The following is a 25,090-nucleotide window of genomic DNA, read 5'->3' on the forward strand; positions in this document are numbered from 1 at the left end:
GCGGCCGCGCGCGCCGCGCCGCGCGGAGCCTCCCCGGGCGGCACCGGGTTGGCCACCGCTCCGGGCGCCGTCGTACCGGGGCCCGCTATGCCCGCCGCGTTCACGGATGGCGACGCTCCGGACGCCGCGGCGGCGCCCGCCGGTGCGCTGGCCACCGTCACCGGCACATTGATGCGCCAGCCCTTTTGCGGTGCCTGGGCGCGCCAGCGCGACGCGAGCGCATCCATCGACGCCGACAGGGCTTCCTTGTCCTTGGCCGCCTTGGCGTCGGCCGCCGCCTTCTTGGCCGCCGCTTCCTGCTGCGCAGGCGTCATCTGCTGGGCCTGCGCCGGCTGCTGCCCCGCGGCCGGCTGCTGCCCTGCGGCCGGTTGCGGGTTCGGCGCCTGTGGCTGCGTCGCAGCCTGTTGCCCGGCAGGAGCCGGCTGCTGGGCTGGCACGGCCTGCGGCGCCGCATGGGCGGCCAGATTACCCGCCAATAAGCCGGCGAGCGCATAGGCGAGTCGGAGATGTCGGTTCATTGTTGCCTCCCTAAGCTACCCTGGTCGGCCGGGGCTTTCGGTGCGATGTTCGTGGCGGCGGGTGCTTCCACGGTGCCCGGCGCCGGTGCCTTCGGTTCGCCGTAGTCCCCGGGCGGCTTGCGCGTGCCTTCCTGGGTGCCGGACGGCGGGGTGACGCCGGACGTCGGTCCCTGTCCGGTCTCGCGCACCGTCCCCCCGGTCTCCGCACCGGACGTAGTGCCTCCGGAACCGCCGGCGATCCCGGGTGTGCCGCCGGCGTAGGTGGCGTTGACGGTGGGCTTGGCGGTACGCGCAATGATGGTGCCGGCGGTCGCGCCCCCGGCCGTGACCTGGCCGGGATACTTGGTCTGGGCGACGCCGTCCACGCTCGAGGCACGCCCGCGGTCACAGCCGGCGGCCAGCACGGCCAGCGCTGCCAATGTTCCCTGAATCAGGATAGTGGATGCTTTCATGGTAGTCCTCAATGGGCCGGACCCGGGCGTGGGTTGGGACGGACCGGGGCGCCGTCGGGATGCGGGCGGTGGGCAGGGTCGGTCGCCGTACCGTTCCTGACTTCTTCCAGCCACATCGAATGGTGGGTCGCAGCCCAGTTCTCGTCGACCGTTCCTTCGCGCATGGCCTGGTAGGCGCCCGGCGTGCCCCAGGTGCCGATGTAGATGTGGCCCATGGCGGCGGCGATGTACAGGGCGGAACCAGCAATGTGCAGGTAGTTGGCCACCTGCAGTACGTAACGGGTCTGGCCGAAGGTGACGAAGTTCAGGATCAGGCCGGTGATCGACATGACGATGCCGAGCAGGGTCACGCCGAGCCAGAACCAGGCCTTCTCGCCGGCATTGAAGAAGCCGGCTGGAGGGTGCTTGTGCGACACCAGTCCGCCGCCCTGCTTGACCCATTGCCAGTCATGGCGCCGGAAGAAGTTACGGCGCAGGAAGGTGATGAACATCAGCACCGAGCAGACGATGAACACCGGCCCGACGAAGTTGTGCAGGTACTTGGAGATGATGGCCACCCAGGAAAACAGGTCGTGCCCCATCCATGGCAGCATGATCTTCTTGCCGTACATGATGATGATGCCGGTGATCGCCAGCGCGATGAAGCTGTAGGCCGTGGCCCAGTGCACGTTGCGCTCCCATTTGGTGAAGCGCTGGATGCGGCGCCCCGAGGCCGGCTCCTCGCGCGCCGGGCCCACGGCCCTGTAGAACACGAGGATCAGCAGCGGTACGGCCAGCAGGATGAAGCCGGCGATGGTGGCGAGCGGACCGTTGCGCAGGTGGCGCCAGGTGTTGCCGCCGCGCTGGACGATGACATTCGCCTCGGTGGCGCCGTACTGTCCCAGGAAATGGCGATCCATGTGCACCCGCCCGGAGGAAGGGTTCAACAGGCCGGGTTCCGGCACCACCGAATCGCCCTCGATCTGGAGCATGGTCTGCTCCTCGGCGTAGGCCGGCTTGGCCTTCTCGTTGGGCACGCCGGCCCAGGCCGCCGGCAACATGAGCGCAAGCACCAGGGCCAGGGCGGCCCGCAAGAGTTTGGCGTGCATGGTCGGCTCCTCAGGGATTGGCGCGGTTGTATTCGTTCTGTTTCATGGCACGGTTCTGGATCGTGGCCGACCATGCCAAGCGGTCGCCGTGGAAGCGGGCCTGGAAATGGCGCTGGTCTTCCTTGCCGGCGTACTCGCCGTGCAGCCAGCCGGGGAACTGGTCGACTTCCAGGCAGCCGGTCAGCAGGAGCGGCAGGACCAGGATCAGGTAGCGGGAATGCGAACGGAGCTTGCTCATTGCGGGAACCTCCCTGGATCGTTCTGTACGTCGCCGATGATCTGGTTGGTGCGCGGCAGATCGCCCTTGGCCTTGATCTCGCCGCCGCCCTTGGGCCGGCCGTAGGCGATCTTCCAGCCCCATAGTTCCGGGCCATAGCCGCGCGTCGTGACGCGCTGGCGATAGATGTCGGCGATCTGGTTGGCCTCGCCCCCCAGCAGGGCCTTGGTGCCGCATTGCTCGGCACAGGCCGGCAGCTTGCCCTCGGCGATGCGGTTGCGGCCGTATTTCTTGAACTCGGCTTCCGACGTATCCGGTTCCGGGCCGCCGGCACAGAAGGTGCACTTGTCCATCTTGCCGCGATGGTTGAACAAGCCGGTTTCCGGGAACTGCGGCGCCCCGAACGGGCAGGCGTAGTAGCAATAGCCGCAGCCGATGCATTGGTCCTTGCTGTGCAGGACGATGCCGTCCTCGGTATGGTAGATGCAATTGGTCGGGCACACCGCCAGGCAGGGCGCATCGGTGCAGTGCATGCACGCGACCGATACCGAGCGCTCGCCGGGGATGCCGTCGTTGATCGTGACCACGCGGCGGCGGTTGATGCCCCAGGGAGTCTCGTGTTCGTTCTTGCATGCGGTCACGCAGCCGTTGCAGTCGATGCAGCGCTCCGTGTCGCAGATAAATTTCATCCTCGCGGCCATGCTGTTCTCCTCCGCTCTGTTCAGTAGTTGGCGATGCGCATCAGGCCTTGACGACCCGGCACAGCGATACCTTGGTTTCCTGCATCATCGTCACCGTGTCGTAGCCGTAGGTCCAGCCCGTGTTGCAGGCCTCGCCGCGCACGGTCGGGGCCCCGCCTTCCGGATAATGGCGCTCCAGGTCTTCGCCCATCCACCAGCCGCCGAAGTGGAAGGGCATCCAGACCAGGCCGATCGGCACCCGCTCGGTGACCATTGCCATCATCTTCATGCGCGCACCGGTCGGGGTTTCGACCCAGACGTAGTCGCCGATCCGGGCGCTCATCTGGGCCGCGTCGCGCGGATTGATCTCGATGAACATGTTTTGCTGAAGTTCGGCCAGCCAGGGGTTGGAACGGGTTTCCTCGCCACCGCCCTCGTACTCGACCAGGCGCCCGGACGTCATGATCAGGGGGTAATCCTTCGAGTAGTCGACATCCTGCACCGACTTGTACAGGGTCGGCAGGCGCCAGAAGTTGGCCTTGTCGTCGTAGGTCGGGTACTTGGCGACCAGGTCGCGCCGCGGCGAGGCCAGCGGTTCGCGGTGGGTCGGTACCGGATCCGGGAAGTTCCAGACGTTGCAGCGCGCGCGCGCATTGCCGAAAGGCGCGCAGCCGTGGGCGATCACCACGCGGATGATGCCGCCGGACAGGTCGGTCTTCCAGTTCTTGCCCTCGGCCATGGCCTGCTCCTGCGGCGTGAGTTCGGCCCACCAGCCGAGCTTCTTCAGGAACACATGGTCGAATTCCGGATAGCCGGTGTCGAGCTGGCTGTCCTTGTTGCTGGAACCATCGGCCGCGAGCAGCGACTCGCCATCGTGTTCGACGCCCCAATTGGCACGGAAGGGCAATCCCCCTTCGGCCACCGACTTGTTGAGGTCGTACAGGATCGGGGTTCCCGGGTGCTTCAGTTCCGGCGTGCCCCAGCACGGCCAGGGCAGGCCGTAGTAGTCGCCCTTGCACGGGCCGTCGTCGGCGCGCATGGTAGTCGGGTTGAAGGTGTGCTTGTTCTCCATGTGGAGCTTGAGGCGCTCCGGCGAGCAGCCGGTGTAGCCGATGGTCCAGCAGGAACGGTTGATCTCGCGCAGGATGTCCTCGACCACCGGCTCGTTGAGCACCACCTTGATGTTCTTGCACAATTCGTTGTGGAAGCCGAGCTTCTTGGCGAACAGGTACATGATTTCGTGGTCGCTCTTACACTCGAACAGCGGCAGGATGACGCGCTCGCGCCACTGGATGCTGCGGTTCGAGGCCGTGCACGAACCCGAGGTTTCGAACTGCGAGGCGGCCGGCAGCAGGTAGACGCCGTCGGTGCGGCCGTGCATCGAGGCCGTCATGCTCGGATAGGGATCGATCACGACCAGCATGTCGAGCTTCTGCATCGCCGCCTTCATGTCGGGCAGGCGGGTCTGGCTGTTGGGTGCGTGTCCCCAATAGAACACCGCGCGCAGGTTGCTCGGCTGGTCGACGTAGTCGCTGTTCTCGTTGACGGCATCGAACCAGCGCGACACCGTGATGCCCGGTTTTTCCATCAATTCCTTGGAACCGAAGCGCGACAGGATCCAGTTGTAGTCGACGCCCCAGACGCTCGCGAAATGCTTCCAGGCGCCCTCGGCGATACCGTAGTAGCCGGGCAGCGAGTCGCCGTTCGGACCGACGTCGGTCGCGCCCTGCACGTTGTCGTGGCCACGATAGATGTTGGCGCCCCCGCCCGGCTTGCCGATATTGCCGAGCGCGAGCTGCAGGATGGACAGCGCGCGAACGTTGGCGGTGCCCACGGTGTGCTGGGTGATTCCCATGCACCAGACCACGGACGACGGCTTGTTCGTGGCCAGCATTTCGGCCGCCATGCGCACCGATTCCTCGGGAACGCCGGTGATGTCGGACACGATGTCCGGCGTCCATTTTGCCACTTCCTTGCGGACGTCCTCCATGCCGTAGGTACGGGCCGCGATGAATTCCTTGTCTTCCCAGCCGTTGCGGAAGATGTGCCAGAGCATGCCCCACACCAGCGGGATGTCGGTGCCGGGACGCACGCGCACGTAGTGGTGGGCGAAGCGCGCGGTGCGGGTGAAGCGCGGGTCGATGACGATCATCTTCGCGCCCAGTTCCTTGGCGTGCAGGAAGTGCAGCATCGAGATCGGGTGGGCCTCGGCCGGGTTGGAGCCGATGAACAGGACGGCCTTGCTATGATGCAAGTCGTTGAAGGAGTTCGTCATGGCCCCGTAACCGAAGGTCTGGGCCACGCCCGCGACCGTGGTCGAGTGGCAGATGCGCGCCTGGTGGTCGCAGTTGTTCGAGCCCCAGAACGAGACCCACTTGCGCAGCAGGTAGGCCTGCTCGTTGTTGTGCTTGGAGCTGCCGATCACCATCAGCGCGTCGGGGCCGGCTTTCTGGCGCAACTCGATCAGCTTGTCGCCGATCTCGTTGATGGCTTGGTCCCAGGACATGCGCACGTACTTCCCGTTCACCAGCTTCATCGGGTAGCGCAGGCGGTGCTCGCCGAAGGCGTGCTCGCGCACCGAGGCGCCCTTGGCGCAGTGCGCGCCCATGTTGATGGGCGAGTCGAAGGCGGCTTCCTGGCGCACCCAGACGCCGTTGGCCACCACCGCGTCCACCGAGCAGCCCACCGAGCAGTGGCTGCAGATGGTGCGCTTGATCTCGGTGGGCACCGGGGCGCCGGGCGCCTGGTCGGCCTTGGCCGGTTCGATCACGTTCAGCGGCAGCTGCCGGGCCAGGGCGCCGGCGCCGGCGGCGACACCGGCGCCGACCAGGAAGCGGCGCCGTTTGAGTCCGCTGTCGCGGACGGACTTCACGAGGGACATGCTGGTTCTCCCCTATCGTTCATTCAAGGCGGCTTGCCCGCCGGTTCACCAATATGCGGCGGTCTCGTAGTAACGGCGGATGTGCTCGGTTTCGTGGTAGCCGCGCTTGACCTGCGGCGCCGCCGCCGGGACGGGCGCCGCCGCCTCGCTGGCCTCGGCCGTGCCGGCCACGACGGCCAGCGCCCCCAGCGGCGCGGCCTTCAGGAAGCCGCGGCGGCCGCGGTCCGGCTGTCCGTGCTGCGGGCCGGCCGGCTTGCCGTCCGGTCCCTGTTCCAAGCCTTGCGGATGCTGTTCCATGCTGTGCCTCTCGCTTAAACGGATGATTCGGTGAGCGCTTCCCCGACCACGAAGGCTTGCGCTTCGATGGCGAGGAAGGCGCCGGCCAGGCGCGCGACCAGCCGGTAGTAATTCGCCCCTTCGGCGCCCGCGATGTCGGCCAGGCAGCGCTCGTACCAGGGTGCGATGTGGACTTCGAAAAAGGCCTCCTGCCGCGCCAGCGACTGGCGCGCGATGCCGGGAGCGCCGCTGATCAGGACGCGCATCGTTTCGCACAAGGCCCCCAGGTGGTCTTCGAACTCGCCGACGCCGCGCACCCGGCCGATGCCGAAGCGCGCCAGGTCGGCGCGCAGTTCGGCCAGCGGGGTGTCGTTCATGTAGCCGGCCAGGTAGCGCGAGCCATAGGGATTGAGCGGCGGCGTGCCGACGCTGACGAAGAGCGCGTCGAATTCCTCGGCCACGGCACCCGGGTCCATCACGCCCGAGGCGAGCGTCAAGGCTTCCCAGGCCTGCTCCAGGGCCGGATCGCCGCCTTCGGAAAGGATGGGGTCGGCGTGCGCCAGCGCGTCCAGCAGGCCGGCATCCGGCGCCGCCAGCAGCAGGCGCGACAGCAGCGCGTAAAGATCGGCGCGCGCCTGGTCCTCGCCGGACAGCGGTAGCGGTACGGCGACGGTATTGACGGGGTCGGCGGGGCGGTCGATCTGCGGCGCGTCAGGGTGGGACACGGTGCTGCTCTCCTGTGGCAAAGGGTCACCTGCAGTGTAGCCCTCCCTCGCAGGGGGCCGCGCACGGTTGATGACAAGGCGCTATTAATTGCCTCAGCGCATACCCAGTGCGTGCATGATCGTACGGATCGCGTAGGCCACCAGCGCCAGCGACAGCACGCCGCCGAGCCAGAGCGCCGCCAGCCAGGCCAGGCGCCGCGTCCATTCGCGCCGGCTTGCCATCAGTGATACCCCGCGTCGGCCTTGACCTTGCCGCGGAACACCCAGTAGGACCAGGAGGTGTACATCAGGATGATGGGCAGGATAAAGAGCGTCCCGACCAGGGCGAAGCCCTGGCTGGACGGCGGCGAGGCCGCTTCCCAGATCGAGATCGAGGGCGGCACGATGTGCGGCCAGATGCTGATCGCCATGCCGCTGTAGCCGAGGAAGATCAGGGCCAGCGAGGCGACGAAGGGCAGCCGGTGCGGGTCGCGCCTGAGCGAACGCAGCAGCAGCACGATGAACACCGTCACCAGCACCGGCACCGGCGCCAGGAACACGATGTTGGGGAAGCTGAACCAGCGCGCGGCCACCGCCGGGTCGCGCCACGGGGTCCAGATGCTGACGATGACGATGGCCGCCAGGAGCGCCAACGCGCAGGGACGCGCCACCTGCACCATGCGCGCATGCAGTTCGCCCTCGGTCTTCATGACCAGCCAGGTGGCGCCCAGCAGGGTGTAGGCGATCATCACGCCGAGCCCGGCCAGCAGCGGGAAAGGCGCGATCCAGTCGAGCGGGCCGCCGGCATAGCTGCGCCCCGATACCGCGATGCCGTCGAGGAAAGCGCCCAGCGAGACGCCCTGGAAAAAGCTGGCCACCACCGAGCCCCCGATGAAGGCCTTGTCCCACCGGTGGCGCTCGTGCTCCTTGGCCTTGAAGCGGAACTCGAAGGCCACCCCGCGGAACACCAGGCCGATGAGCATGAAGATCAGCGGCAGGTAGAGGCCCGACAGGATGATCGAATAGGCCACCGGGAAGGCCGCCAGCAGCCCCTCGCCGCCCAGCACCAGCCAGGTCTCGTTGCCGTCCCAGACCGGCGCCACGGTGTTCATCATGGTGTCGCGGTCGCGCTTTTTCGGCGTGAAGGGAAACAGCAGGCCGATGCCGAGGTCGAAGCCGTCCAGCAGCACGTACATGAAGACGGAAAAGAAGATGATGACCGCCCAGATGACGGTGGTGTCAATGCCCATGACGGGGTTCCTCCTTGTCGCGACCCAGCAGATCCGGTCTGGCCTCGCCTTCGTCGTCGTCGTTCTGCACGTCGGCGGCCGACAGCGGCCGGCTCGGCGTGCGCTCCTCGCCCGGACCGCCCTGGGCAGGCGTATGCAGCGCGAAGCGCTGCGGCCCCTTGCGCATCATGCGCAGCAGGTAGACGGTGCCGGTGCCGAACACGAAGAGATAGGCCACCACGAACAGCGCCAGGGTCAGGCCGAGCTCGGCGGCGCCATGCGGCGAGACGGCATCGGCGGTGCGCAGCACCCCGTACACGACCCAGGGCTGGCGCCCCACCTCGGTGGTGGTCCAGCCGGCCAGGATGGCGACCAGGCCCGCCGGCCCCATCCACAAGGCGAAACGCAGGAAAGGGCGGCTGGTCCATAGTCGCGCCTCCCCTGCCCGCTTGCGCCGCAGCCACAGGCTCCAGGCGCCAAGCAGGATCATGAGCAGGCCCAGCCCCACCATCAGGCGAAAGCTCCAGAACACGATCAGCGCGTTCGGCCGCTCCTCGCGCGGGAAGTCCTTCAGCCCGGGGAACTGGCCGTCCCAGGTGTGGGTGAGGATCAGGCTGCCCAGGTGCGGGATCCCGACCGCGTACTTGGTGCGCTCCTCCTGCATGTCGGGCACCCCGAACAGCAGCAGCGGGATCGCCTTGTCGCCCTCGTTCTGCCAGTGCCCTTCCATGGCGGCCAGCTTGGCCGGCTGGTGCTTCAGGGTGTTCAGGCCGTGGAAGTCGCCCACCACCGCCTGGATCGGCGCCACCAGCAGGATCATCCACATCGCCATCGACAGCATCTTGCGCACCGCCGGGTTGTCGCGCCCCTTGAGGAGCTGCCAGGCGCCGGTGGCGCCGACGATCAGGGCCGTGGTGAGATAGGCGGCGATCACCATGTGCAGCAGGCGATACGGGAAGGAAGGGTTGAACACGATCGCCAGCCAGTCGACCGGGACCATGCGGCCGCCCTCGATGGCGTAGCCTTGCGGGGTCTGCATCCAGCTGTTGGCGGCCAGGATCCAGGTGGACGAGATCAGGGTGCCGATCGCGACCGCGCAGGTGGCCCCGAAGTGCAGGCCCGGGCCGACGCGGGTCCAGCCGAACAGCATCACCCCGAGGAAGCCGGCTTCGAGGAAGAAGGCGGTGAGCACCTCGTAGGACAGGATCGGCCCCAGGATGCTGCCGGCGAACTCGGACAGGTAGCTCCAGTTGGTGCCGATCTGGTAGGCCATCACGATGCCGGACACCACCCCCATGCCGAAGCAGACGGCGAAGATCTTGAGCCAGTAGTGGTAGAGGTCGACGTAGACCTGGCGCTTCGTCCTCAGCCAGCACAACTCGAGCACGGCCAGGTAGCTTGCCATGCCAATCGTTATCGCCGGAAACAGGATGTGGAAGGACATCGTGAACGCGAATTGCACGCGCGCCAGATCCAAAGCGGACAAACCGAACATGCGGGCCCCTTTTGCTCTCGTACTCCCTTGTGGTGTCCAGAATCTAGCATGCCGGATAGGCGCGCACGCTAGAGCGTGTCGATTCGATACGCCAAAAACCCGGTTTGCGCCGCCTGCGAGTGGTTTTTATACCCGCACAAGGCCAGGCCAGCTTTCGGGATTGAAAGCTTTCTCTTCCACAGAAAACTCGAAGCCACTGATCCATATTAATGACCTGTCAGATCGGTTCAGCAGGCCCAATCCACTCGTCTATATTGGCTGACGATTCGAGCCCGGCGGCAGCCGGAATCCTGTCTATCCAGCATGCAGGCGGACTCGCGATCCGGCGGCCCGGTGGCCCGGGCCATCCATCGATCGTCGATGTGAAAGGAGATGGTCTTGACTGACAATCAGATACACCCGGCCGCGGCGCGGCTGGCCCCGGGCGCCGGGGCTGCCGACGTGCTGGTCGCTTCCTCGGCCATGCCGGCGAGCTTTCGCGAACTGCGGCAGGATGCCGCCCCGGGCGCCGTCCGGCAGTTGTTCGGCGGCGCGCCAGCGCGCGCCGGCCAGCCCGAGCCCGAACTGAGCGGCACCGGCTTCACCTACCGCCACGACTGGGGCACGCGCCGCGGGCAGTGGGTGCTGCGGCTGAACTGGGATGTCGTCCAGCCCCCGTCGCGGGTGCTGGTGGCGATCGGCGAAGGCGTGCCGGGCGGCCCGCCGGCCGGCAAGTTCATCGGCGCGGCCCGCTATACCCTGCACAACGTCGCCTCGCGCTGGAACGGCGTCGACATCTGGGTCGACATCGAGTGGAGCAGCGACATCTCGCTCTACGCCGATTACCTGATCATCAACCCTTGAACCGCACCAGGAGAATCGCATGGCACCAAATGATCGTCTCGACCAGGACGCCGCACTGCTGCTCGACCCCGGAACGCAGGAGGGGGCGGACTCATCAACCACCAAGGGCCCCTGGGCCGTCGCCGAAGCGAGCGTCGGCGCCCAGGGCCTGCAGCCGGCGCTGCAGGGCACCGGCTTTACCTACCGCCACGACTGGGGCATGCGCCGCGGCGAATGGCTGCTGCGGCTCAACTGGGACCTGATCCAGCCCGGCTCGCAGGTGTTCGTGGCCGTCGGCGAAGGCGTGCCGGGCGGGCCACCGGCCGGCAAGTTCATCGGCGCGGCGCGCTACACCCTGCACAACGTCGCCCCGCGCGCGGGTGGCGTCGACATCTGGGTCAACATCGAGTGGAGCGCCGACATCTCGCTCTACGCCGATTACCTGATCGTCAACCCGCCGGTCGCGCCGCCCGGCCTGCGCACGGTCTCGGTCACGGTGCACCGCCACGGCAGCGTGGCCCTGAGCGAGGCCGAGGCCGACAGGATCCTGGCCGACATGGGCGCCATCCTCCAGAACGACGACACCGGGCCGGACGTCGCGACCCCGGTGCGCTTCGTGCGCAACGGCGCGGTCCGGGTGCTGCCGGCAAACATCCCCGGCACCATCCAGACATCCAGCGACCTGAATGCCCTCTTGAGCGCCGGCAGCGGGGTCAAGATCGTGCAGGCGATCCGCTGGTGCGGCGGCCCCGGCGACAGCATCATCGGCTGCGCCCCGGTCGGCAGCGCTTCGGTCAACGTGGCCGCGGTGCGCTTCACCGCCGACCAGGAAGGCCTGATCTGGGTGCACGAATACGGCCACAACTGCGGCCTGGGCCACCGCACCGACGACCCGCGCGCGGTCATGTACCCGTCCGTCGGCACCGACCACAACGTCGTCAACGCGGCGGAATCCTCGACCTTCCTTTCGGGTCCGCTCAACATCACGGGCAAGGTGATGCCGGCGGCGGCCTGCTCCTGCGGCGCCGGCGGCCTGGCGCTGCCGGCCGACGTGCGCGACTTCGTCTCGCGCCACTGGGTGGAAGGCGTGCCCTGGGAACTGGCCTCGCAGTACGGCGAGCAGGATGCCCGCCTGCTGCTCGACTGGCTGGTAAACGAGCCGGAACGGCACGAGGAGTTCCTGACCCAGATCGTGGCCACCCTCGGCCACATCGGCAGCGAGATCGCGGTCCAGCCCATGATCGACTTCGTGCAAAGCCCGCGCGCCGGCCGCGCCGTGTTCAACGCCAAGAACACGGCCCTGCTGCGCCTGGGCGACCTGGCCAACCAGTCCGGCAGCCGCGCCGCGCTCGACTTCCTGGCGCGGGTCGCAAGCGACATGGACCTGGCGCGCACGCTGGCGGCGCCCCAGGCCAGCGCCGAGACGCAGGCGGCCAAGGCGATGCAGGACGTGGTGGCGCCGACCCTCGAGACCCTGGCCGCCGAGATGGCGGTATCGGCCACCTTCGGGCTGGCGCTGGCCGGCACGGCGCAGTCGCAGCAGGCCGTGGAAGCGCTCAAGGGGAACGCCGACGCCTTCGCGACCGTGAACCAGGCGGCGCAGGAAGCAGCCGAGATCGCCGCGACCGTGCGCGCCAAGGGCCGCCAGGAGTATTACAGGATGAAGGCGCAGCACCGGCATCACCTGTAATCGGGACTTGTAGGGTGGACGGCTCGCCGTCCGCGCGTTCAAACCGTCTTTGATTCGATGGAACGTCTATTCGACTGACAGCCGGACGCGCGGTCGGCAGAGCCGACCACCCTACTGTATTCTGGAAATGAAAGCCACGAACGCGGCCTTTGTCTATAATGGTCGCGTCCGCATTTTCCTGTCCTCGTCATGAACCAACCCATCTCGCTTCCGGGCGAAGCGCCGGTCAGCATCCAGGCCCTCAAGACCAGTTGCAGCGCCTGCAGCATGCACCAACTGTGCCTGCCGATGGGCCTCGAGGACGCCGACATCAACCGCCTCGACCAGATCATCGGCCGGCGCCGCCGCCTGGCGCGCGACGAGCGCCTGTACGCCATGGGCGAGCCCTTCCGCAACCTGTACGCGGTGCGCTTCGGCCATTTCAAGACCTACCAGGTGAACGCGGCCGGCGAAGCCCAGATCACGGGCTTCCAGATGGCCGGCGAACTGCTGGGCATGGACGCGATCAGCGGCACCCACCACTGCGACGCCGTGGCCCTCGAGGACAGCGAGGTGTGCGAGATCCCGTTCGCGCGCCTGGAAGAGCTGTTCGGCCACGTGCCGGCCCTGCTGCGCCACTTCCACCGCATCATGAGCCAGGAAATCACGCGCGAACAGAACGTCATGCTGCTGCTCGGCAATATGCGGGCCGAGCAGCGCTTCGCCGTCTTCCTGGTCAACCTGTCGGCACGCTACGCGGCGCGCGGCTATTCGCCGAACAGCTTCCAGCTGCGCATGTCGCGCGAGGACATCGGCAACTACCTCGGGCTCACCATCGAAAGCATCAGCCGGCTGCTGTCGCGCTTCAAGAAGCAGGGCTGGCTGCAGGTGGACAAGCGCGAAGTCACCCTGCTCGACCCGGCCCGGCTCAAGGCGCTGGCCGCCGGCACCGAGGTCTGCAGCCCGATGGGCTAGCAGACCGGATCAGAGCTCGATCACCAGGTCCGGGCGGAAGGCTTCCTGCTCGCCCTTGCTGAGGTAGCCGAGCGGGTTGGCCACCACCCGGCAGGACCAGGGCCGGCCGGCCTCGACGCCGCTGACCACGTAGTCGTTGGCGCAGTGCAGGTGGCCATGGATCCAGACCTCGGCCTGCGGGAACAAGGCGTCGAGCGCATTGCAGAAGCCCGCGGTGCCGGGCGTGAGGCCATAGCGCGGATCGGCGCTTCGCAGGCTGGGGGCGAAGTGGGTCACCACCACCGTGGTGCCGTCGAAAGGCGCCGCCAGCGCGCCGCGCAGCCAGGCCTGGCACTCCAGCGCCATCTCGCGGATGCCCTCGGCCAGCACCTTCTCGCCGTTCTTCAAGGTGGTGTTCTTCGACAGATACCAGTTGGCGGCGCGGAAGGCCTTTTCGCGCTTTTGCAGCTGCTTCGTCAGGTCCTGCTCCTGCAGCGCCAGCGCGTCGAAGTCGCTCCACAGGGTGGTGCCGATGAAGCGGATGTTCCCGATGACGAGCGTTTCGCGATCCAGCCATTCGATGCCGAGGCGCGCGCAGCTGGCGCGCAGGCGCGCATGGGCCTCGTGGTAGTCGAGGCCGTCGAATTCGTGGTTGCCGGGGATGTACAGGACCCGTGCCTTGGCCGCGCCGGGGCGCAGGGGCGAAAAGCGTTCGAGACCGAAATCAGCGTCGGTCAGGCGCGAGCCGGATTGGTAGGAGCCGATGTCGCCCGCCAGGACGACGACGTCGGTGTCGGCGCGGATCTGCGGATGGAAACCGGCGTAGCGTTCGAGGTGCAGGTCGGAGAAAAGCTGGATGCGCATGGTCGGCGCAGTATAGCGGTTTCCGCCGCTGGCTGCGCCGCCGTCTCAGAAGCTGACGCGCACGTGAGGCGCGCTGCGCTTGGCCTCGCCGTGGTAGACCGCCTCGATGTTGTTGCCGTCCGGGTCGAGCACGAAGGCGCCGTAGTAGCCCGGATGGTAGGCGCGCTCGCCGGGGCGGCCGTTGTCCCTGCCGCCGGCGGCCAGGGCGGCGAAATAGAAGGCGTCGACCATCTTGCGGTCGCGCGCCTGGAAGGCCAGGTGGTGGCGGCCGGTGAGTACGCCCTGCGCGGCCTGGCTGTCGCGGCTGGAAACGAACAGTTCGTCGGCCCAGAAATAATCGTCGCCCTCACCACCCAGCGCAATGCCCAGCACCCCGAACACGGCCCCGTAGAACCTGCGCGAGGCGGGCAGGTCCCTGACCACGAGCTGGATGTGGTCGATGAGACGGCCGCGGTAGATTTCCTGTGTTTCCATGCTGCGCTCCCGGGGAAGATTGTCATGAATTACAGCGTGTGAACACGCAGTGTAGGGGCAAAAACGCGCGAGGACAACGCTTGTCCGGCAGTCCTCAGGACACGGGCGGCAAGTCGCCGCGGGCGGTGCGCTCGAGCATGCGCAAGCTTTCCCTCTCGATGCGTGCCGGCGGGACGTGGCGCAGCACCTGGTCCGCAAAGGCGGGCAGGCCCGCCATGACGATCGGGACGCGCAGCATCTCGCCCGATTGCAGCTCGATCTTGAACCAGCGCCCCAGGTTGCCGTAGCGGATCGCGCGCACCTCGTCCCAGCGGAAGGCCAGGCGCGTGCCCGTCGGCCGCCCGAAATCCATGCCATCTTCGGACACCAGGTGCCGGGCGTAGCGGTAGTCGGCCACCAGGTAGGCCGGCAGCAGCATCATGGCGACGAAGAACACAGTCGACACCGCGTTGGTCCCCTCGATCGGCAGGACATGCGCCGCCACCGGGACCGCGGCAAAGCACAGCACGCCCGCCACGCCGATGATGAGCATGACATACGTGTGCCGCACGTGATTGCCGGCTGTCCGATCCGCGCGTTGGCGGCTGTGCGCAAGCCAGCGCCTGAACAGTGCCATCGATGCCATCCAGAACAAGACGCAGGCAAGCACGCGCAGCCAGTCGGGCATCAAGGTTCTCCTTTCTTCGGTGCGGCGAGCGCGCCGCGGTACAGGGCGTCAGTGATGCGCTCCTGGAAGCGCGCCTCCGACGAAAAGCGCCCCGGGTGGCGGTCCGGGTCGTCGCCCACGCCGCTGGCCACGTAGATCATGCCGTTCTTCGTGCGCGGGTCGAACACGAACAAGGCGTTCAGGCCCCAGGACCAGCCCAGGTGGCCGACGCCGGTGAAGCCGCCGCCCTCCACCAGCCGGTCGCCGCTGGCCCGGCCGTCCTTGACGATGCTGACGTCGAGGAAATGCTGGTTGCCCAGGCCCCAGGCGTGATACAGGCCGTGGAAGTTGTCGCTGTCGCCGTTGCCGCCGTCGGCGTCCAGCGTCCACTGCCGCGACAGCATGGCGGCCACCGTCGCCGGCTGCAGTATCTGCCGGCCCCGATGGTAACCCCCGTTCATCAGCATCAGCATGAGCTGCGCCAACTCGCCCGCCGAGATGCGCAGGCTGCCCTGCGGACCGAACACCGTGCCGTTGCTGCCCACCACGTAGCGCTCCAGGCCCGGGGGCGCGAGCGGCGGATTCAGATGGAAGTCGTCGGATTGCGCGATCCAGGGCCCTTGCCGGTCCCAGCGCTCGTCGCCGTCCTTTTCGCGGCGCCGGTACAGCGTCGCCGCATCGTCCACCTTGGCGGGTGCGAAATCGGCCAGGTAGAAGCCGGCCTTCAGCCCCATCGGGTCGAACACCAGGCGCCGCATCAGGCGGTCGAAGCGCTCGCCGCCGGCGCGCTCCATGATGGTGGCGACGATGCCGGAATTGAAGTTGACGTATTCGAAGTAGCGCCCCGCCGCATGGGTGCTGGACCACATGGCGCCCTTGCCGTGCAGGCGCCCGCCCGGCTGCAAGACCTCCTTCAGGTCGACCGCCGGGTCGAACTTGAAGCCGCCCGCGTCGCGCAGCGAGGAGGTGTGCGTGAGCAGCATGCGCAGGGTGATCGGCTGGTCCGGGAAGTGCGGGTTACGCAGCCGGTAGCCGAGATAATTGCTCACGTCCTCGTCCAGCGCCAGCCTGCCCTGCTCCACCAGTTTCATCGCGCCCAGCGCGGTCACCAGCTTGGACACCGAGGCGATGCGAAACATCGTGTCGGCATCCATCGGCTGCGCAGGCAGGGTGGCGCTGGCCAGGCGCTTGTGGCCGAACTGGCGGCTGTAGACGATCTCGCCACCGCGGATCGCCACCACCGCCAGCCCGGGCAGCGGGATGGCGGGGTCATCGACGATGGCCTGGAGCTGCCGCGTCAAGGCCACGGCCTGCTGCGCGGACAAGGGCGCGGCCGCGGCCGCGCATGACAGCGCCGACAGCGCCAGGGTGGCCAGCGCCGACTTCATGGAAGGCTTCAAGCCTTCTTCTGCTTGGCGATCCAGCCGTCCACCAGCTCGCCCAGCACGTCGAGCGGCACCGAGCCCGCGCCCAGCACCAGGTCGTGGAAGCCCGCCAGCGAGAACTTCTCGCCCAGCTCCTTCTTGGCCTTCTCGCGCAGGTCGATGATGCGCAGCATGCCGATCATGTAGGCATTGGCCTGGCCCGGCCAGGCGACGTAGCGCTCGACTTCCTGGGCGCCGATGCCGTAGTCGATCGCCTGCTGGCGCGTCCATCCCTTCGAATGCAGGCCGGTGTCGACCACCAGGCGGCGGGCGCGGAACAGTTCCGAACCGAGCGCCCCCAACAGGCCCGGCACGTCGCCTTCGTACCAGCCCTCTTCCACCGCCAGGCGCTCGGTGTACAGCGCCCAGCCCTCCGCGTGGGCGCTGCCGCCGCTGAAGATGCGCTGGCTGCGGAATTTCGGGATGCCGGTCAGCTCCTGCTGGATCGCCAGCTGGAAGTGGTGGCCAGGCACCGCCTCGTGGTAGGCCAGGCTGCGCATGCGGATCATGTCGAAGGTCGGCCCGCGCAGCGGCACCCAGAAGATGCCCGGACGGGTGCCGTCCGGCGCCGGCAGCGTATAGTGGGCGGCGGCCGACGGCTCGGTCAGCGGCGGCACGCGGCGCACCTCGACCGGCGCGCGCGGCTTGAGGTTGAACAGCGGGGCGCTCCTGCGTTCGGCGTCCTTCACCATCTCGCCGTAGCTGGCGATGATGGCGGCGCGCGGGTCGCCTTCGCCTTTCGGCTGGAAGCGCGCGTCGAGCTGCTTCATGCGGGTTTCGATATTGCCCTCGGTGAGGCCGAGCGAACGCAGGTGGCGGTCCATCTCGCCCTCGATGCGCGCCACTTCGCGCAGGCCGATCTCGTGGATCTCGTTCGGGGTCAGCTTGGTGCTGGTGAAGTTCTCGACCGCGCGCGCATAGGCCGCGCTGCCGTTCGGAAGGCGCGAGATGCCGGCCACGTCGCCGGTGCGCGGATGGATCTCCGCCATGAATTCCTGCACGCGCTTGTAGGCCGGGCGGATGCGCTCGTCCACGATGCGGGCGGCGCGCGCCAGCGCGGCGTTGCGGGTGTCCGGATTCAGGCCTTCCATTTTCTCGGTACGCTGGGCCAGCGAGGTCACCAGCACGTTCTCGTTCGCCGCCGGCTTGAGGAAGCTGTCGACCTGGAATTGCGCGCGTTCGAGGATGAAGCGCGGCGGGATCAGGGACTTGGCGGCGGCCTCGCGGGCACGCGCAAGCGCCTCGTCCATCCGGGTGCCGACCTGCTCCAGGCGGGCCAGGTAGTTGTCGAGGTCCTGCGGATTGCGCAGCGGGTGGGTGGTGTTCATGAAGTTGACTAGGCCGACCTGCACGCCGCTGAACTGCGAGAACACGAAGGCATGGTCCTCGTATGGCTCGTTGGCGATCACGTTCTGCAGCGACCAGCGCATGACCGCGGCCGAGATGCGCTGGTTCTCGTCGAGCGGGCCGGCCATCCACTTGTCCAGGCGCGCCAGGCCGGTCCTGGCCAGGGCCTGCATCTTCTGGCGGTGAGCGCGGGTCATCGGCGTCAGTTCGCGGTCCAGCCTGGCCTGCTCGGCGCCGCTGAAGTACTGGGTGGAAGTCGCCATCTGCGGGTTCAGGCGCACCCAGTCTTCGGCGAACTTGTCGGCCCAGGTATCGAAGGCCTTGTTCGGCTTGGCGCTAGACGCCTTGGCCGCGGGCGCGGCCAAGGCGGCGCTCGGCAGGCTTGCCGCCGCGATGGCGGCGGGGATGAACAGGGCGGCAATGGCGGCGCGCAGGCTGCGCTGGCGGAGGGATGGCATCTTGGTCTCGTTTCCTTGGTCGTTGTCGTGTCGGTCGACGGCGCGCGCGCCGTGCTTGCCGCGCAGGAATCTACCATGGAAAAGCTCAAGGAAACAACGCTGGCGTAGTACGTACGGGCTTGCAGGACAGCATCTGTCCAGGCGCGGCGGGCAGCGTCCGAAGTGCGGCGGGAACGGCATCCGAGCCCGTCACGCCCCATAAGTTCGATGTTTGAACTATTATTGCCGAGCGCATCCGCTCGGCTCACCACCTCACCAGTGGTGAAACAATAATTCAAATGTGAGACATAAATGAAATATTCTTTCATGGCGCCAGCCCTGCTGGCCGCTTCCCTGCTGGCCGCCGCGCCGGCGCAGGCCCAGCAGTTCAGCGTCCTCGTGTTCACCAAGACCGCCGGCTGGCACCACGACGCCGTGCATGCGGGCGTGACCGCCGTCGAGGAACTGGGCAGGCTGCACGACTTCAAGGTCTTCTGGACCGCCGATCCGGCGCGCGTGATGAACGACGCCGAATTGGCCAAGTACCAGGCCGTGGTCTTCCTGCTCACCACCGGCGACGTGCTGGACGAGCAGCAGCAGGCCGCGTTCGAGCGCTACATCCGCAAGGGCGGCGGCTTCGTGGGCGTGCATAGCGCCTCGGATACGGAGTACGGCTGGCCCTGGTACACCAGGATGGTCGGCCACATGTTCAAGGTGCACCCGGCGGTGCAGACCGCCGTGCTGCAGGTGCGGGATCGCAACTTCCCCGGCATGGAGCGCTTTGCGCCGCGCACCCTGTTCACCGAGGAATGGTATGAGTTTGGCCCGCCCACTTCCCCCAAGCTGAACTACCTCCTGAGCGTGGACGAGTCCACCTACAAGCCAGAGACCGGCAAGAGCCGGGGCATGGGCGCCTTCCACCCGGTCAGCTGGTACCAGGCCTACGATGGCGGCCGCGCCTTCTACACGGCCCTGGGCCACATGCAGGCGACCTACCGCGACCCGGTCTTCCTGCACCACCTGTATGGCGGCATCTACTGGGCGGCGACCGGGCGCGGCTTCAAGGCCGACTAGATGTGCGCGTAGCGCAAGGGGCTTGGCGCGGCAGGCCGCCTTGCTGCCGCATCTCAAGAACGGCGCCGCGCTGGGCGATTAAGCTGTTTCCACTTGGCAATCAAATGGAGGCAAGCATGGAGACGACAGTAGCGGCAGCAGACAGTGTCATCCGCGATGACGGGGCGATCGTGCTGTGGAACCCCACGGCCGCCGCCCTCTGGAGCCTGGCCCTCACACCGGCGTTCGGGGCCTGGCTCCACATGCGCAACTGGGAACGCCTGGGACAGCCGCGCCAGGCCCGCCAGGCGCGCTGCTGGTTCGCCGGACTACTCCTGATTTCCCTGGCCAGTGCCGTCGCCGGCGCCGCCGGCGCCCTGCTCGGCCGCGACGATCTGGTCGCGCCCTGGTGGAGCTCGCTGGTCCTGTTCGGCGCCTGGGTAGGCTTGTCGGCCTATCCGCAGATCAGGCACGTCGACGACCACCATGGCGAAGGCTATGCGCGCCGTTCCTGGGCGGCGCCGCTCCTGATCGGCCTGGCCGCGATCTGCGCCATTCCGTTCGCGGCCGCGCTGATTGCCGGCTACCGGGCGGCGGCGGGCCATTGATCATCCTTCCCCGCTCCCGGGCTGCGCGTCCGCCACGATTTCCAGCACCGGCTCGCGCTGCCAGCTCCAGCTGCGCGCCAGGCGCCAGTCGCGCGCCCCGCCCTCCGCCACCACTTGCCAGTGGGTCGCCTCCAGCGCCGGCGCCTGTGCCACGAAGCGGCCGCGGGCGTCCGGCAAGGCTTCCAGGACGCGGTCGCGTTCCGGCTGGGTCGGGTGCGCGAGGCGGATGTGGAAGGCTGCGCGCACCGGCTCGCCATGGCTGAGCAGGGTGCCGGTGATGCGCCCGGCTGCGGCGTCGTAGCTGGCTTCGAGGCGCAAGCCGAGGCGGCTCGCGGCGCGGTCGCGCCGCAGTTCCTGGTTGATGGCCTTGCCCTGCTTGTAGTAGTCGCCGACCACCATCGCGTCCGGCCGGCTGGTCGCCAGCCAGATCATGACGACGCCGCCGACCAGCACCAGCACCGGGCCGATCATCAGGAACCAGGGCCAGCGGTGCCGGTACCATGGTTCGGCCGGCTGGAGGCGCATGTTCGTTTGCATGTTGTCTGTTCCTTTCTTACCTGGGCACGATGAATGCCGCTTCTTCCGTCACCTGCAGCGCGGCGCCGTCTTTTGATGCCAGCGTGAAGGCGATCCGGTTCGAGCCGGGCCGGGCGTCCGCGCCGGCGACGCGCACCCGCACCGGCACGGCGCGAGTGGTGGCCGCGTCGATCTCGACCACGTCCCCGTCCACCACGTTCGCCGAGGCGATGCCGTCGACCGTGATGCGCAGGCGCAGCGGCTGTTCAAGCGTGTTCATCACCTGCAGCCGGTACACGTTCTCGATCATCCCGTCCTCGACTTCGCGTCCCATCGAGCCGCGGTCGCGGATCACGTCGAGCTTGAGCGGGTTGCGCAGCGCCAGCGAGGCCACCATCGCCGTGCCGAGGATCGCCAGCACCGCGGTATAGATCAGCACGCGCGGACGCAGCACGCGGCGCCGCACCTCGCTCGGCGAGAGTTTCGCGGCCAGGGCATTCTCGGTGGCGTAGCGGATCAGGCCGCGCGGACGCTTCACCTTGTCCATCACGCCGTTGCAGGCATCGACGCAGGCGGCGCAGCCGATGCACTCGTACTGCAAGCCTTTGCGGATGTCGATCCCGGTCGGACACACCTGCACGCACATGCTGCAGTCGATGCAGTCGCCGCTGCCGGGCGAGGCCATGCGCGCATTGCGCGGCTCGCCGCGGGCGGCATCGTAGGTGACGATCAGGGTGTCCTTGTCGAACATCGCGCTCTGGAAGCGCGCATACGGGCACATGTATTTGCACACCTGCTCGCGCAGCCAGCCGGCGTTGCCGTAGGTGGCGAGCGCATAGAACAGCACCCAGAATCCTTCCCACGGTCCCGGGCCGAACGAAGCGATGTCGAAGCTCAGTTCGCGCACCGGCGTGAAGTAGCCCACGAACGTGAAGCCGGTCCACAGGGCCACCAGGCCCCAGGCCGCGTGCTTGCCGCCCTTGCGCGCGATCTTTTCGAGCGTCCAGGGCTGGCGGTCGAGGCGGATGCGGGCGCTCCTGGCGCCTTCGAACCTGCGTTCGATCCACAGGAAGATCTCGGTGTAGACCGTCTGCGGGCAGGCGAAGCCGCACCACACCCGGCCCGCCACCGCAGTCACCAGGAACAGCCCGTAGGCGCACAGGATCAGGAGCGCGGCCAGGTAGATGAAGTCCTGCGGCCACAGCACCAGTCCGAAGAGATAGAACTTGCGGCTGGCCAGGTCGAACAGCACCGCCTGGCGGCCGTGCATCTCGAACCACGGCAGGCCGTAGAACAGCAGCTGGGTGAGCCAGACGCAGGCCCAGCGAAGCGAGGCGTAGCGGCCCTTGATCTCGCGCGGGTAGATCTCTTCGCGCGCCGCGTACAGGCGCACCACCGCCTCACGCGGCAACTGCGCGGGGGCATTCATTTTGCTTGCGCCGTCACGATGGGTTTCATGTCGGCCCCGTTCGACAGGCTCCACACATAGGCCGCCAGCACGTGCACCTTTTCTTCGCCGAGGAACTCGCCGAAGGCCGGCATGGTGTTGGTGCGGCCCTTGCGGATGGTCTCCATCACGGTCTCCGGGCTGCCGCCGTACAGCCACACCTTGTCCGCCAGGTTGGGCGCGCCCATGGCGTGGTTGCCCTCGCCCTTCGCGCCATGGCAGGCCACGCAGGCGGCGAATTTCGGCTTGCCGAAGGCGACCTTGATCGGATCGGCCGGCAGGCCGGAGAGCTCGCGCACGTAGTGGGCCACGCTTTCGATGTCCTTGTCCGAACCGAGCGCCGCACCCATCGGCGGCATGATGCCGACGCGGCCCTGCATGATGCTTTGCTTGATGACGGCCGGCTCGCCGCCGTGCAGCCAGTCGCGGTCGGCCAGGTTCGGGAAGCCCTTGCTGCCGCGCGCATCCGAACCATGGCATTGCGCGCAATAGGTCAGGAACAGGCGCTCGCCGATGGCGTGCGCCTGCGGGTCGCTTGCCACCAGCTTCAGGTCCTGGTTGGCGTACTTCGCGAACAGCGGGCCGTACTCCGCCTTCGCCTGCTTCAGTTCGGCCTGGTACTCGCCGCTGGAGTTCCAGCCCAGTTTGCCGGCATAGCTGCCCAGGCCCGGATACAGCGCCAGGTAGGCAAAGCCGAACACGATGGTGAGCCAGAACAGCACGATCCACCAGCGCGGCATCGGCGTGTTCAGTTCGGTCAGGTCCTCGTCCCAGACGTGGCCGGTGGTTTTCTCGGGCTTGCCGTCGGCGCCCAGCTTGACGCGGTAGCTCGACTGCGACCACAGCAGGATGCCGCAGCCGAGGATCGACAGCACGGTGATGACGGCGACGTACCAGTGCCAGAACTCGTTGAAGAAATCAGCCACGCTCGCTCTCCCCTGCTTCGTCGGCCGCATCGTCCATGAAGGGCAACTGCGCCGCCCGGTCGAAGTCGCTGTTCCGGCGCAGCACGTAGGTCCAGGCCACGATGCCCAGGAAGGTCACGAAGCTGACCACCGTCATGACGCTGCTGGCGTCATCGAGAATGTGAATGACGCGTACCGCGTCCAAAGCTTGTTGAAGTCCCATGATTAATTCCTCGTCTTGATCTGGGTGCCCAGGCCCTGCAGGTAGGCGACCAGGGCGTCCTGCTCGGTCTTGCCCCTCACTTCGGCGGGCGCAGCCGCGATCTCGGCATCGCTGTAGGGCACGCCCAGGCGGCGCAGCGCGCGCATCTTCGGGATGATCTCGCTCGGGTCCAGCTTGGCCTTGGCCAGCCACGGATAGCCGGGCATATTCGATTCCGGCACCACGTCGCGCGGGTTGTCGAGGTGCGTGCGGTGCCATTCGTCGCTGTAGCGGCCGCCCACGCGGGCCAGGTCCGGGCCGGTGCGCTTCGAGCCCCACTGGAACGGGTGGTCGTAGACGAATTCGCCCGCCACCGAATAGTGGCCGTAGCGCTCGGTCTCGGCGCGGAACGGCCGGATCATCTGCGAGTGGCAGTTGTAGCAGCCTTCGCGGATGTAGACGTCGCGCCCGGCCAGGCGCAGCGGCGAGTAGGGCTTCAATCCCGCCACCGGCTCAGTGGTGGACTTCTGGAAGAACAGCGGCACGATCTCGACCAGGCCGCCGAAGGAGATCACGAGCAGCACCAGGCCGATCAGGAGCCAGGGGTTCTTCTCGATCCATTCATGGGTAAACTTCTTCTTCATTGTGTGCTCCGGTGGTTCAGGCGTGTGCCGCTTCAGGCTGCACGTGGTCTAGACGCGGCTTGACCGGCCCCGTCGGGATCGGGGCATCCACGCTCCTGGTGCCGCTCAGCGTCTTCCAGGTGTTGAAGGCCATGATCGCCATGCCCGACAGGTACAGGAAGCCGCCGGTGAAGCGGATCACGTAGTAGGGATAGGTGGCCTTGACGCTCTCGGCGAAGGTATAGGTCAGGGTGCCGTCCGGGTTCACCGCGCGCCACATCAGGCCCTGCATCACGCCGGCGATCCACATCGAGGCGATGTACAGGACGATGCCGATGGTGGCCACCCAGAAGTGCGTGTCGACCAGCGACATGCTCCACATCTGCTTCTTGCCGGCCAGGCGCGGGACCAGGTAGTAGATCGAGCCCATGGTGATGAAGCCGACCCAGCCCAGGGCGCCGGCATGCACGTGGGCGACGGTCCAGTCGGTGTAGTGCGACAGCGCGTTGATGGTCTTGATCGACATCATCGGGCCCTCGAAGGTGGCCATGCCGTAGAAGGACAGCGAGACGATCAGGAACTTCAGGATCGGGTCCGAGCGCAGCTTGTGCCAGGCGCCCGACAGGGTCATGATCCCGTTGATCATGCCGCCCCACGAGGGCGCCAGCAGGATCAGCGAGAACACCATGCCGATCGACTGGGTCCAGTCGGGCAGCGCGGTGTAGTGCAGGTGGTGCGGGCCGGCCCACATGTAGGTGAAGATCAGGGCCCAGAAGTGCACGATCGACAGGCGGTACGAATACACCGGGCGCTCGGCCTGCTTCGGGATGAAGTAATAGACCATGCCGAGGTAGCCGGCGGTCAGGATGAAGCCCACCGCGTTGTGGCCGTACCACCACTGGATCATCGCGTCCTGCACGCCCGCATAGGCCGAGTAGGACTTCATCGCCGACACCGGCATCACCGCGCCGTTCACCACGTGCAGGATGGCGACCGCCAGGATGTAGGCGCCGAAGAACCAGTTGGCCACGTAGATGTGCTGGACGCGGCGCTTGATGATGGTGCCGAAGAAGACGACGGCGTAGGCCACCCAGACGACCGTGATCAGGATCGCGATCGGCCATTCGAGTTCGGCGTATTCCTTGCCGCGGGTGAAGCCCATCGGCAGCGAGATCGCGGCCGACACCAGCACCGCCTGCCAGCCCCAGAAGGTGAAGCTGGCCAGCCGGTCCGAGAACAGCCGCACCTGGCAGGTACGCTGCACCACATAGTAGGAGGTGGCGAACAGGCCGCAGATGCCGAAGGCGAAGATGACCGCATTGGTGTGGAGGGGGCGCAGGCGTCCGTAGCTCAGCCAGGGGATGTCGAAATTCAGCGCGGGCCAGGCCAGCTGGGCCGCGATGAAGACGCCGGCTGCCATGCCGATCACGCCCCACACGACGGTCGCGACGGCAAACTGGCGCACGATCTTGTAGTTATAGTTTAGACTGGTGTCCAAGATGCTCTCCTGAAAATACCTTGATAGATGACAGTCAGGAGTGTCGTTTTTCGCCCTGCAA

The 25,090-nt window shown here is 67.3% G+C and carries 26 protein-coding genes and 1 pseudogene; 5 read left to right on the forward strand and 22 right to left on the reverse strand.

Annotated elements, in window-relative coordinates:
- From ACK4S9_RS16830 to ACK4S9_RS16880, 11 genes and pseudogenes are all read right to left on the reverse strand, one after another.
- Positions 1-476 (reverse strand): annotated as a pseudogene (locus ACK4S9_RS16830) (hypothetical protein); the annotation flags it as partial.
- 38 nt (positions 477-514) lie between these two features.
- A complete protein-coding gene (locus ACK4S9_RS16835) occupies positions 515-970 on the reverse strand; it encodes a hypothetical protein (RefSeq protein WP_409727842.1) in 456 nt (151 codons plus the stop codon).
- An 8-nt stretch (positions 971-978) separates the two neighbouring features.
- Positions 979-2,058, reverse strand: coding sequence for a formate dehydrogenase subunit gamma (locus ACK4S9_RS16840; protein ID WP_409727845.1), 1,080 nt, complete (start codon positions 2,056-2,058; stop codon positions 979-981).
- Between the two features lie 10 nt (positions 2,059-2,068).
- On the reverse strand, positions 2,069-2,296 hold the full coding sequence (locus tag ACK4S9_RS16845) for a hypothetical protein (RefSeq protein ID WP_409727848.1): 228 nt from the start codon (positions 2,294-2,296) through the stop codon (positions 2,069-2,071).
- Positions 2,293-2,976: a formate dehydrogenase FDH3 subunit beta gene (gene fdh3B, locus ACK4S9_RS16850; protein WP_409727851.1), complete on the reverse strand. Its 684-nt coding sequence runs from the start codon at positions 2,974-2,976 to the stop codon at positions 2,293-2,295. Before fdh3B ends, ACK4S9_RS16845 begins: the two co-directional genes overlap by 4 nt.
- Before the next feature lie 40 nt (positions 2,977-3,016).
- Positions 3,017-5,836, reverse strand: a complete 2,820-nt coding sequence (locus tag ACK4S9_RS16855) for a formate dehydrogenase subunit alpha (RefSeq protein WP_409727854.1) — start codon at positions 5,834-5,836, stop codon at positions 3,017-3,019.
- A 45-nt stretch (positions 5,837-5,881) separates the two neighbouring features.
- Positions 5,882-6,133, reverse strand: a complete 252-nt coding sequence (locus ACK4S9_RS16860; protein ID WP_409727857.1) for a formate dehydrogenase — start codon at positions 6,131-6,133, stop codon at positions 5,882-5,884.
- A gap of 14 nt (positions 6,134-6,147) precedes the next feature.
- Positions 6,148-6,837, reverse strand: a complete 690-nt coding sequence (locus tag ACK4S9_RS16865; protein WP_409727860.1) for a molecular chaperone — start codon at positions 6,835-6,837, stop codon at positions 6,148-6,150.
- 93 nt (positions 6,838-6,930) lie between these two features.
- Positions 6,931-7,059: a DUF2474 family protein gene (locus ACK4S9_RS16870; protein WP_409727863.1), complete on the reverse strand. Its 129-nt coding sequence runs from the start codon at positions 7,057-7,059 to the stop codon at positions 6,931-6,933.
- Complete coding sequence (gene cydB / locus ACK4S9_RS16875; protein WP_409727866.1) at positions 7,059-8,066, reverse strand: cytochrome d ubiquinol oxidase subunit II; 1,008 nt, start codon at positions 8,064-8,066, stop codon at positions 7,059-7,061. Before cydB ends, ACK4S9_RS16870 begins: the two co-directional genes overlap by 1 nt.
- Positions 8,056-9,540, reverse strand: a complete 1,485-nt coding sequence (locus ACK4S9_RS16880) for a cytochrome ubiquinol oxidase subunit I (RefSeq protein WP_409727869.1) — start codon at positions 9,538-9,540, stop codon at positions 8,056-8,058. The genes cydB and ACK4S9_RS16880 overlap by 11 nt, the downstream gene beginning before the upstream one ends.
- Before the next feature lie 378 nt (positions 9,541-9,918).
- Here ACK4S9_RS16880 and ACK4S9_RS16885 point away from each other — a divergent pair, with 378 nt between their 5' ends.
- The 3 genes from ACK4S9_RS16885 to fnr all read left to right on the forward strand — a co-directional run bounded on the left by ACK4S9_RS16885 (position 9,919) and on the right by fnr (position 13,006).
- A complete protein-coding gene (locus ACK4S9_RS16885) occupies positions 9,919-10,383 on the forward strand; it encodes a hypothetical protein (RefSeq protein WP_409727872.1) in 465 nt (154 codons plus the stop codon).
- 19 nt (positions 10,384-10,402) lie between these two features.
- Complete coding sequence (locus ACK4S9_RS16890; protein WP_409727875.1) at positions 10,403-12,052, forward strand: hypothetical protein; 1,650 nt, start codon at positions 10,403-10,405, stop codon at positions 12,050-12,052.
- A 189-nt stretch (positions 12,053-12,241) separates the two neighbouring features.
- On the forward strand, positions 12,242-13,006 hold the full coding sequence (fnr, locus tag ACK4S9_RS16895) for a fumarate/nitrate reduction transcriptional regulator Fnr (RefSeq protein ID WP_409727877.1): 765 nt from the start codon (positions 12,242-12,244) through the stop codon (positions 13,004-13,006).
- Positions 13,007-13,015: 9 nt separating this feature from the next.
- Here fnr and ACK4S9_RS16900 read toward each other — a convergent pair whose 3' ends face one another.
- The 5 genes from ACK4S9_RS16900 to ACK4S9_RS16920 form a co-directional block, all read right to left on the reverse strand.
- The gene (locus ACK4S9_RS16900) at positions 13,016-13,849 is read right to left on the reverse strand and encodes a metallophosphoesterase (RefSeq protein WP_409727880.1); all 834 of its coding nucleotides are present in this window, start codon (positions 13,847-13,849) and stop codon (positions 13,016-13,018) included.
- A gap of 45 nt (positions 13,850-13,894) precedes the next feature.
- Positions 13,895-14,323, reverse strand: coding sequence for a VOC family protein (locus tag ACK4S9_RS16905; RefSeq protein WP_409727884.1), 429 nt, complete (start codon positions 14,321-14,323; stop codon positions 13,895-13,897).
- Positions 14,324-14,417: 94 nt separating this feature from the next.
- The gene (locus tag ACK4S9_RS16910; RefSeq protein ID WP_409727887.1) at positions 14,418-14,990 is read right to left on the reverse strand and encodes a hypothetical protein; all 573 of its coding nucleotides are present in this window, start codon (positions 14,988-14,990) and stop codon (positions 14,418-14,420) included.
- On the reverse strand, positions 14,990-16,369 hold the full coding sequence (locus tag ACK4S9_RS16915) for a serine hydrolase domain-containing protein (RefSeq protein ID WP_409727890.1): 1,380 nt from the start codon (positions 16,367-16,369) through the stop codon (positions 14,990-14,992). The genes ACK4S9_RS16910 and ACK4S9_RS16915 overlap by 1 nt, the downstream gene beginning before the upstream one ends.
- Positions 16,366-18,198, reverse strand: a complete 1,833-nt coding sequence (locus tag ACK4S9_RS16920; protein ID WP_409727893.1) for a DUF885 domain-containing protein — start codon at positions 18,196-18,198, stop codon at positions 16,366-16,368. The genes ACK4S9_RS16915 and ACK4S9_RS16920 overlap by 4 nt, the downstream gene beginning before the upstream one ends.
- A 291-nt stretch (positions 18,199-18,489) precedes the next feature.
- Between ACK4S9_RS16920 and ACK4S9_RS16925 the strand changes: the two genes are divergently transcribed.
- Both ACK4S9_RS16925 and ACK4S9_RS16930 read left to right on the forward strand, forming a co-directional pair.
- A complete protein-coding gene (locus tag ACK4S9_RS16925) occupies positions 18,490-19,251 on the forward strand; it encodes a ThuA domain-containing protein (RefSeq protein ID WP_409727896.1) in 762 nt (253 codons plus the stop codon).
- A 116-nt stretch (positions 19,252-19,367) separates the two neighbouring features.
- Positions 19,368-19,838 (forward strand): hypothetical protein, encoded by a 471-nt coding sequence (locus ACK4S9_RS16930; RefSeq protein ID WP_409727899.1) that lies wholly within the window; start codon positions 19,368-19,370, stop codon positions 19,836-19,838.
- Here ACK4S9_RS16930 and ACK4S9_RS16935 read toward each other — a convergent pair whose 3' ends face one another.
- Genes ACK4S9_RS16935 through ccoN form a run of 6 tightly spaced genes read right to left on the reverse strand, consistent with a single transcriptional unit; the run spans position 19,839 to position 25,029 of the window.
- Positions 19,839-20,375: a FixH family protein gene (locus tag ACK4S9_RS16935; RefSeq protein WP_409727902.1), complete on the reverse strand. Its 537-nt coding sequence runs from the start codon at positions 20,373-20,375 to the stop codon at positions 19,839-19,841.
- 16 nt (positions 20,376-20,391) lie between these two features.
- Positions 20,392-21,783, reverse strand: a complete 1,392-nt coding sequence (gene ccoG / locus ACK4S9_RS16940; RefSeq protein ID WP_409727905.1) for a cytochrome c oxidase accessory protein CcoG — start codon at positions 21,781-21,783, stop codon at positions 20,392-20,394.
- Complete coding sequence (gene ccoP / locus ACK4S9_RS16945) at positions 21,780-22,727, reverse strand: cytochrome-c oxidase, cbb3-type subunit III (RefSeq protein WP_409727907.1); 948 nt, start codon at positions 22,725-22,727, stop codon at positions 21,780-21,782. Before ccoP ends, ccoG begins: the two co-directional genes overlap by 4 nt.
- On the reverse strand, positions 22,720-22,929 hold the full coding sequence (locus ACK4S9_RS16950; RefSeq protein ID WP_409727910.1) for a cbb3-type cytochrome oxidase subunit 3: 210 nt from the start codon (positions 22,927-22,929) through the stop codon (positions 22,720-22,722). The genes ccoP and ACK4S9_RS16950 overlap by 8 nt, the downstream gene beginning before the upstream one ends.
- A gap of 2 nt (positions 22,930-22,931) precedes the next feature.
- Complete coding sequence (gene ccoO, locus ACK4S9_RS16955) at positions 22,932-23,552, reverse strand: cytochrome-c oxidase, cbb3-type subunit II (RefSeq protein WP_409727913.1); 621 nt, start codon at positions 23,550-23,552, stop codon at positions 22,932-22,934.
- 16 nt (positions 23,553-23,568) lie between these two features.
- Positions 23,569-25,029 (reverse strand): cytochrome-c oxidase, cbb3-type subunit I, encoded by a 1,461-nt coding sequence (gene ccoN / locus ACK4S9_RS16960; RefSeq protein WP_409727916.1) that lies wholly within the window; start codon positions 25,027-25,029, stop codon positions 23,569-23,571.
- Between the last annotated feature and the right edge of the window lie 61 nt (positions 25,030-25,090).

Source organism: Massilia sp. (genome assembly GCF_046293535.1).
Taxonomy (GTDB): Bacteria; Pseudomonadota; Gammaproteobacteria; order Burkholderiales; family Burkholderiaceae_D; genus Telluria.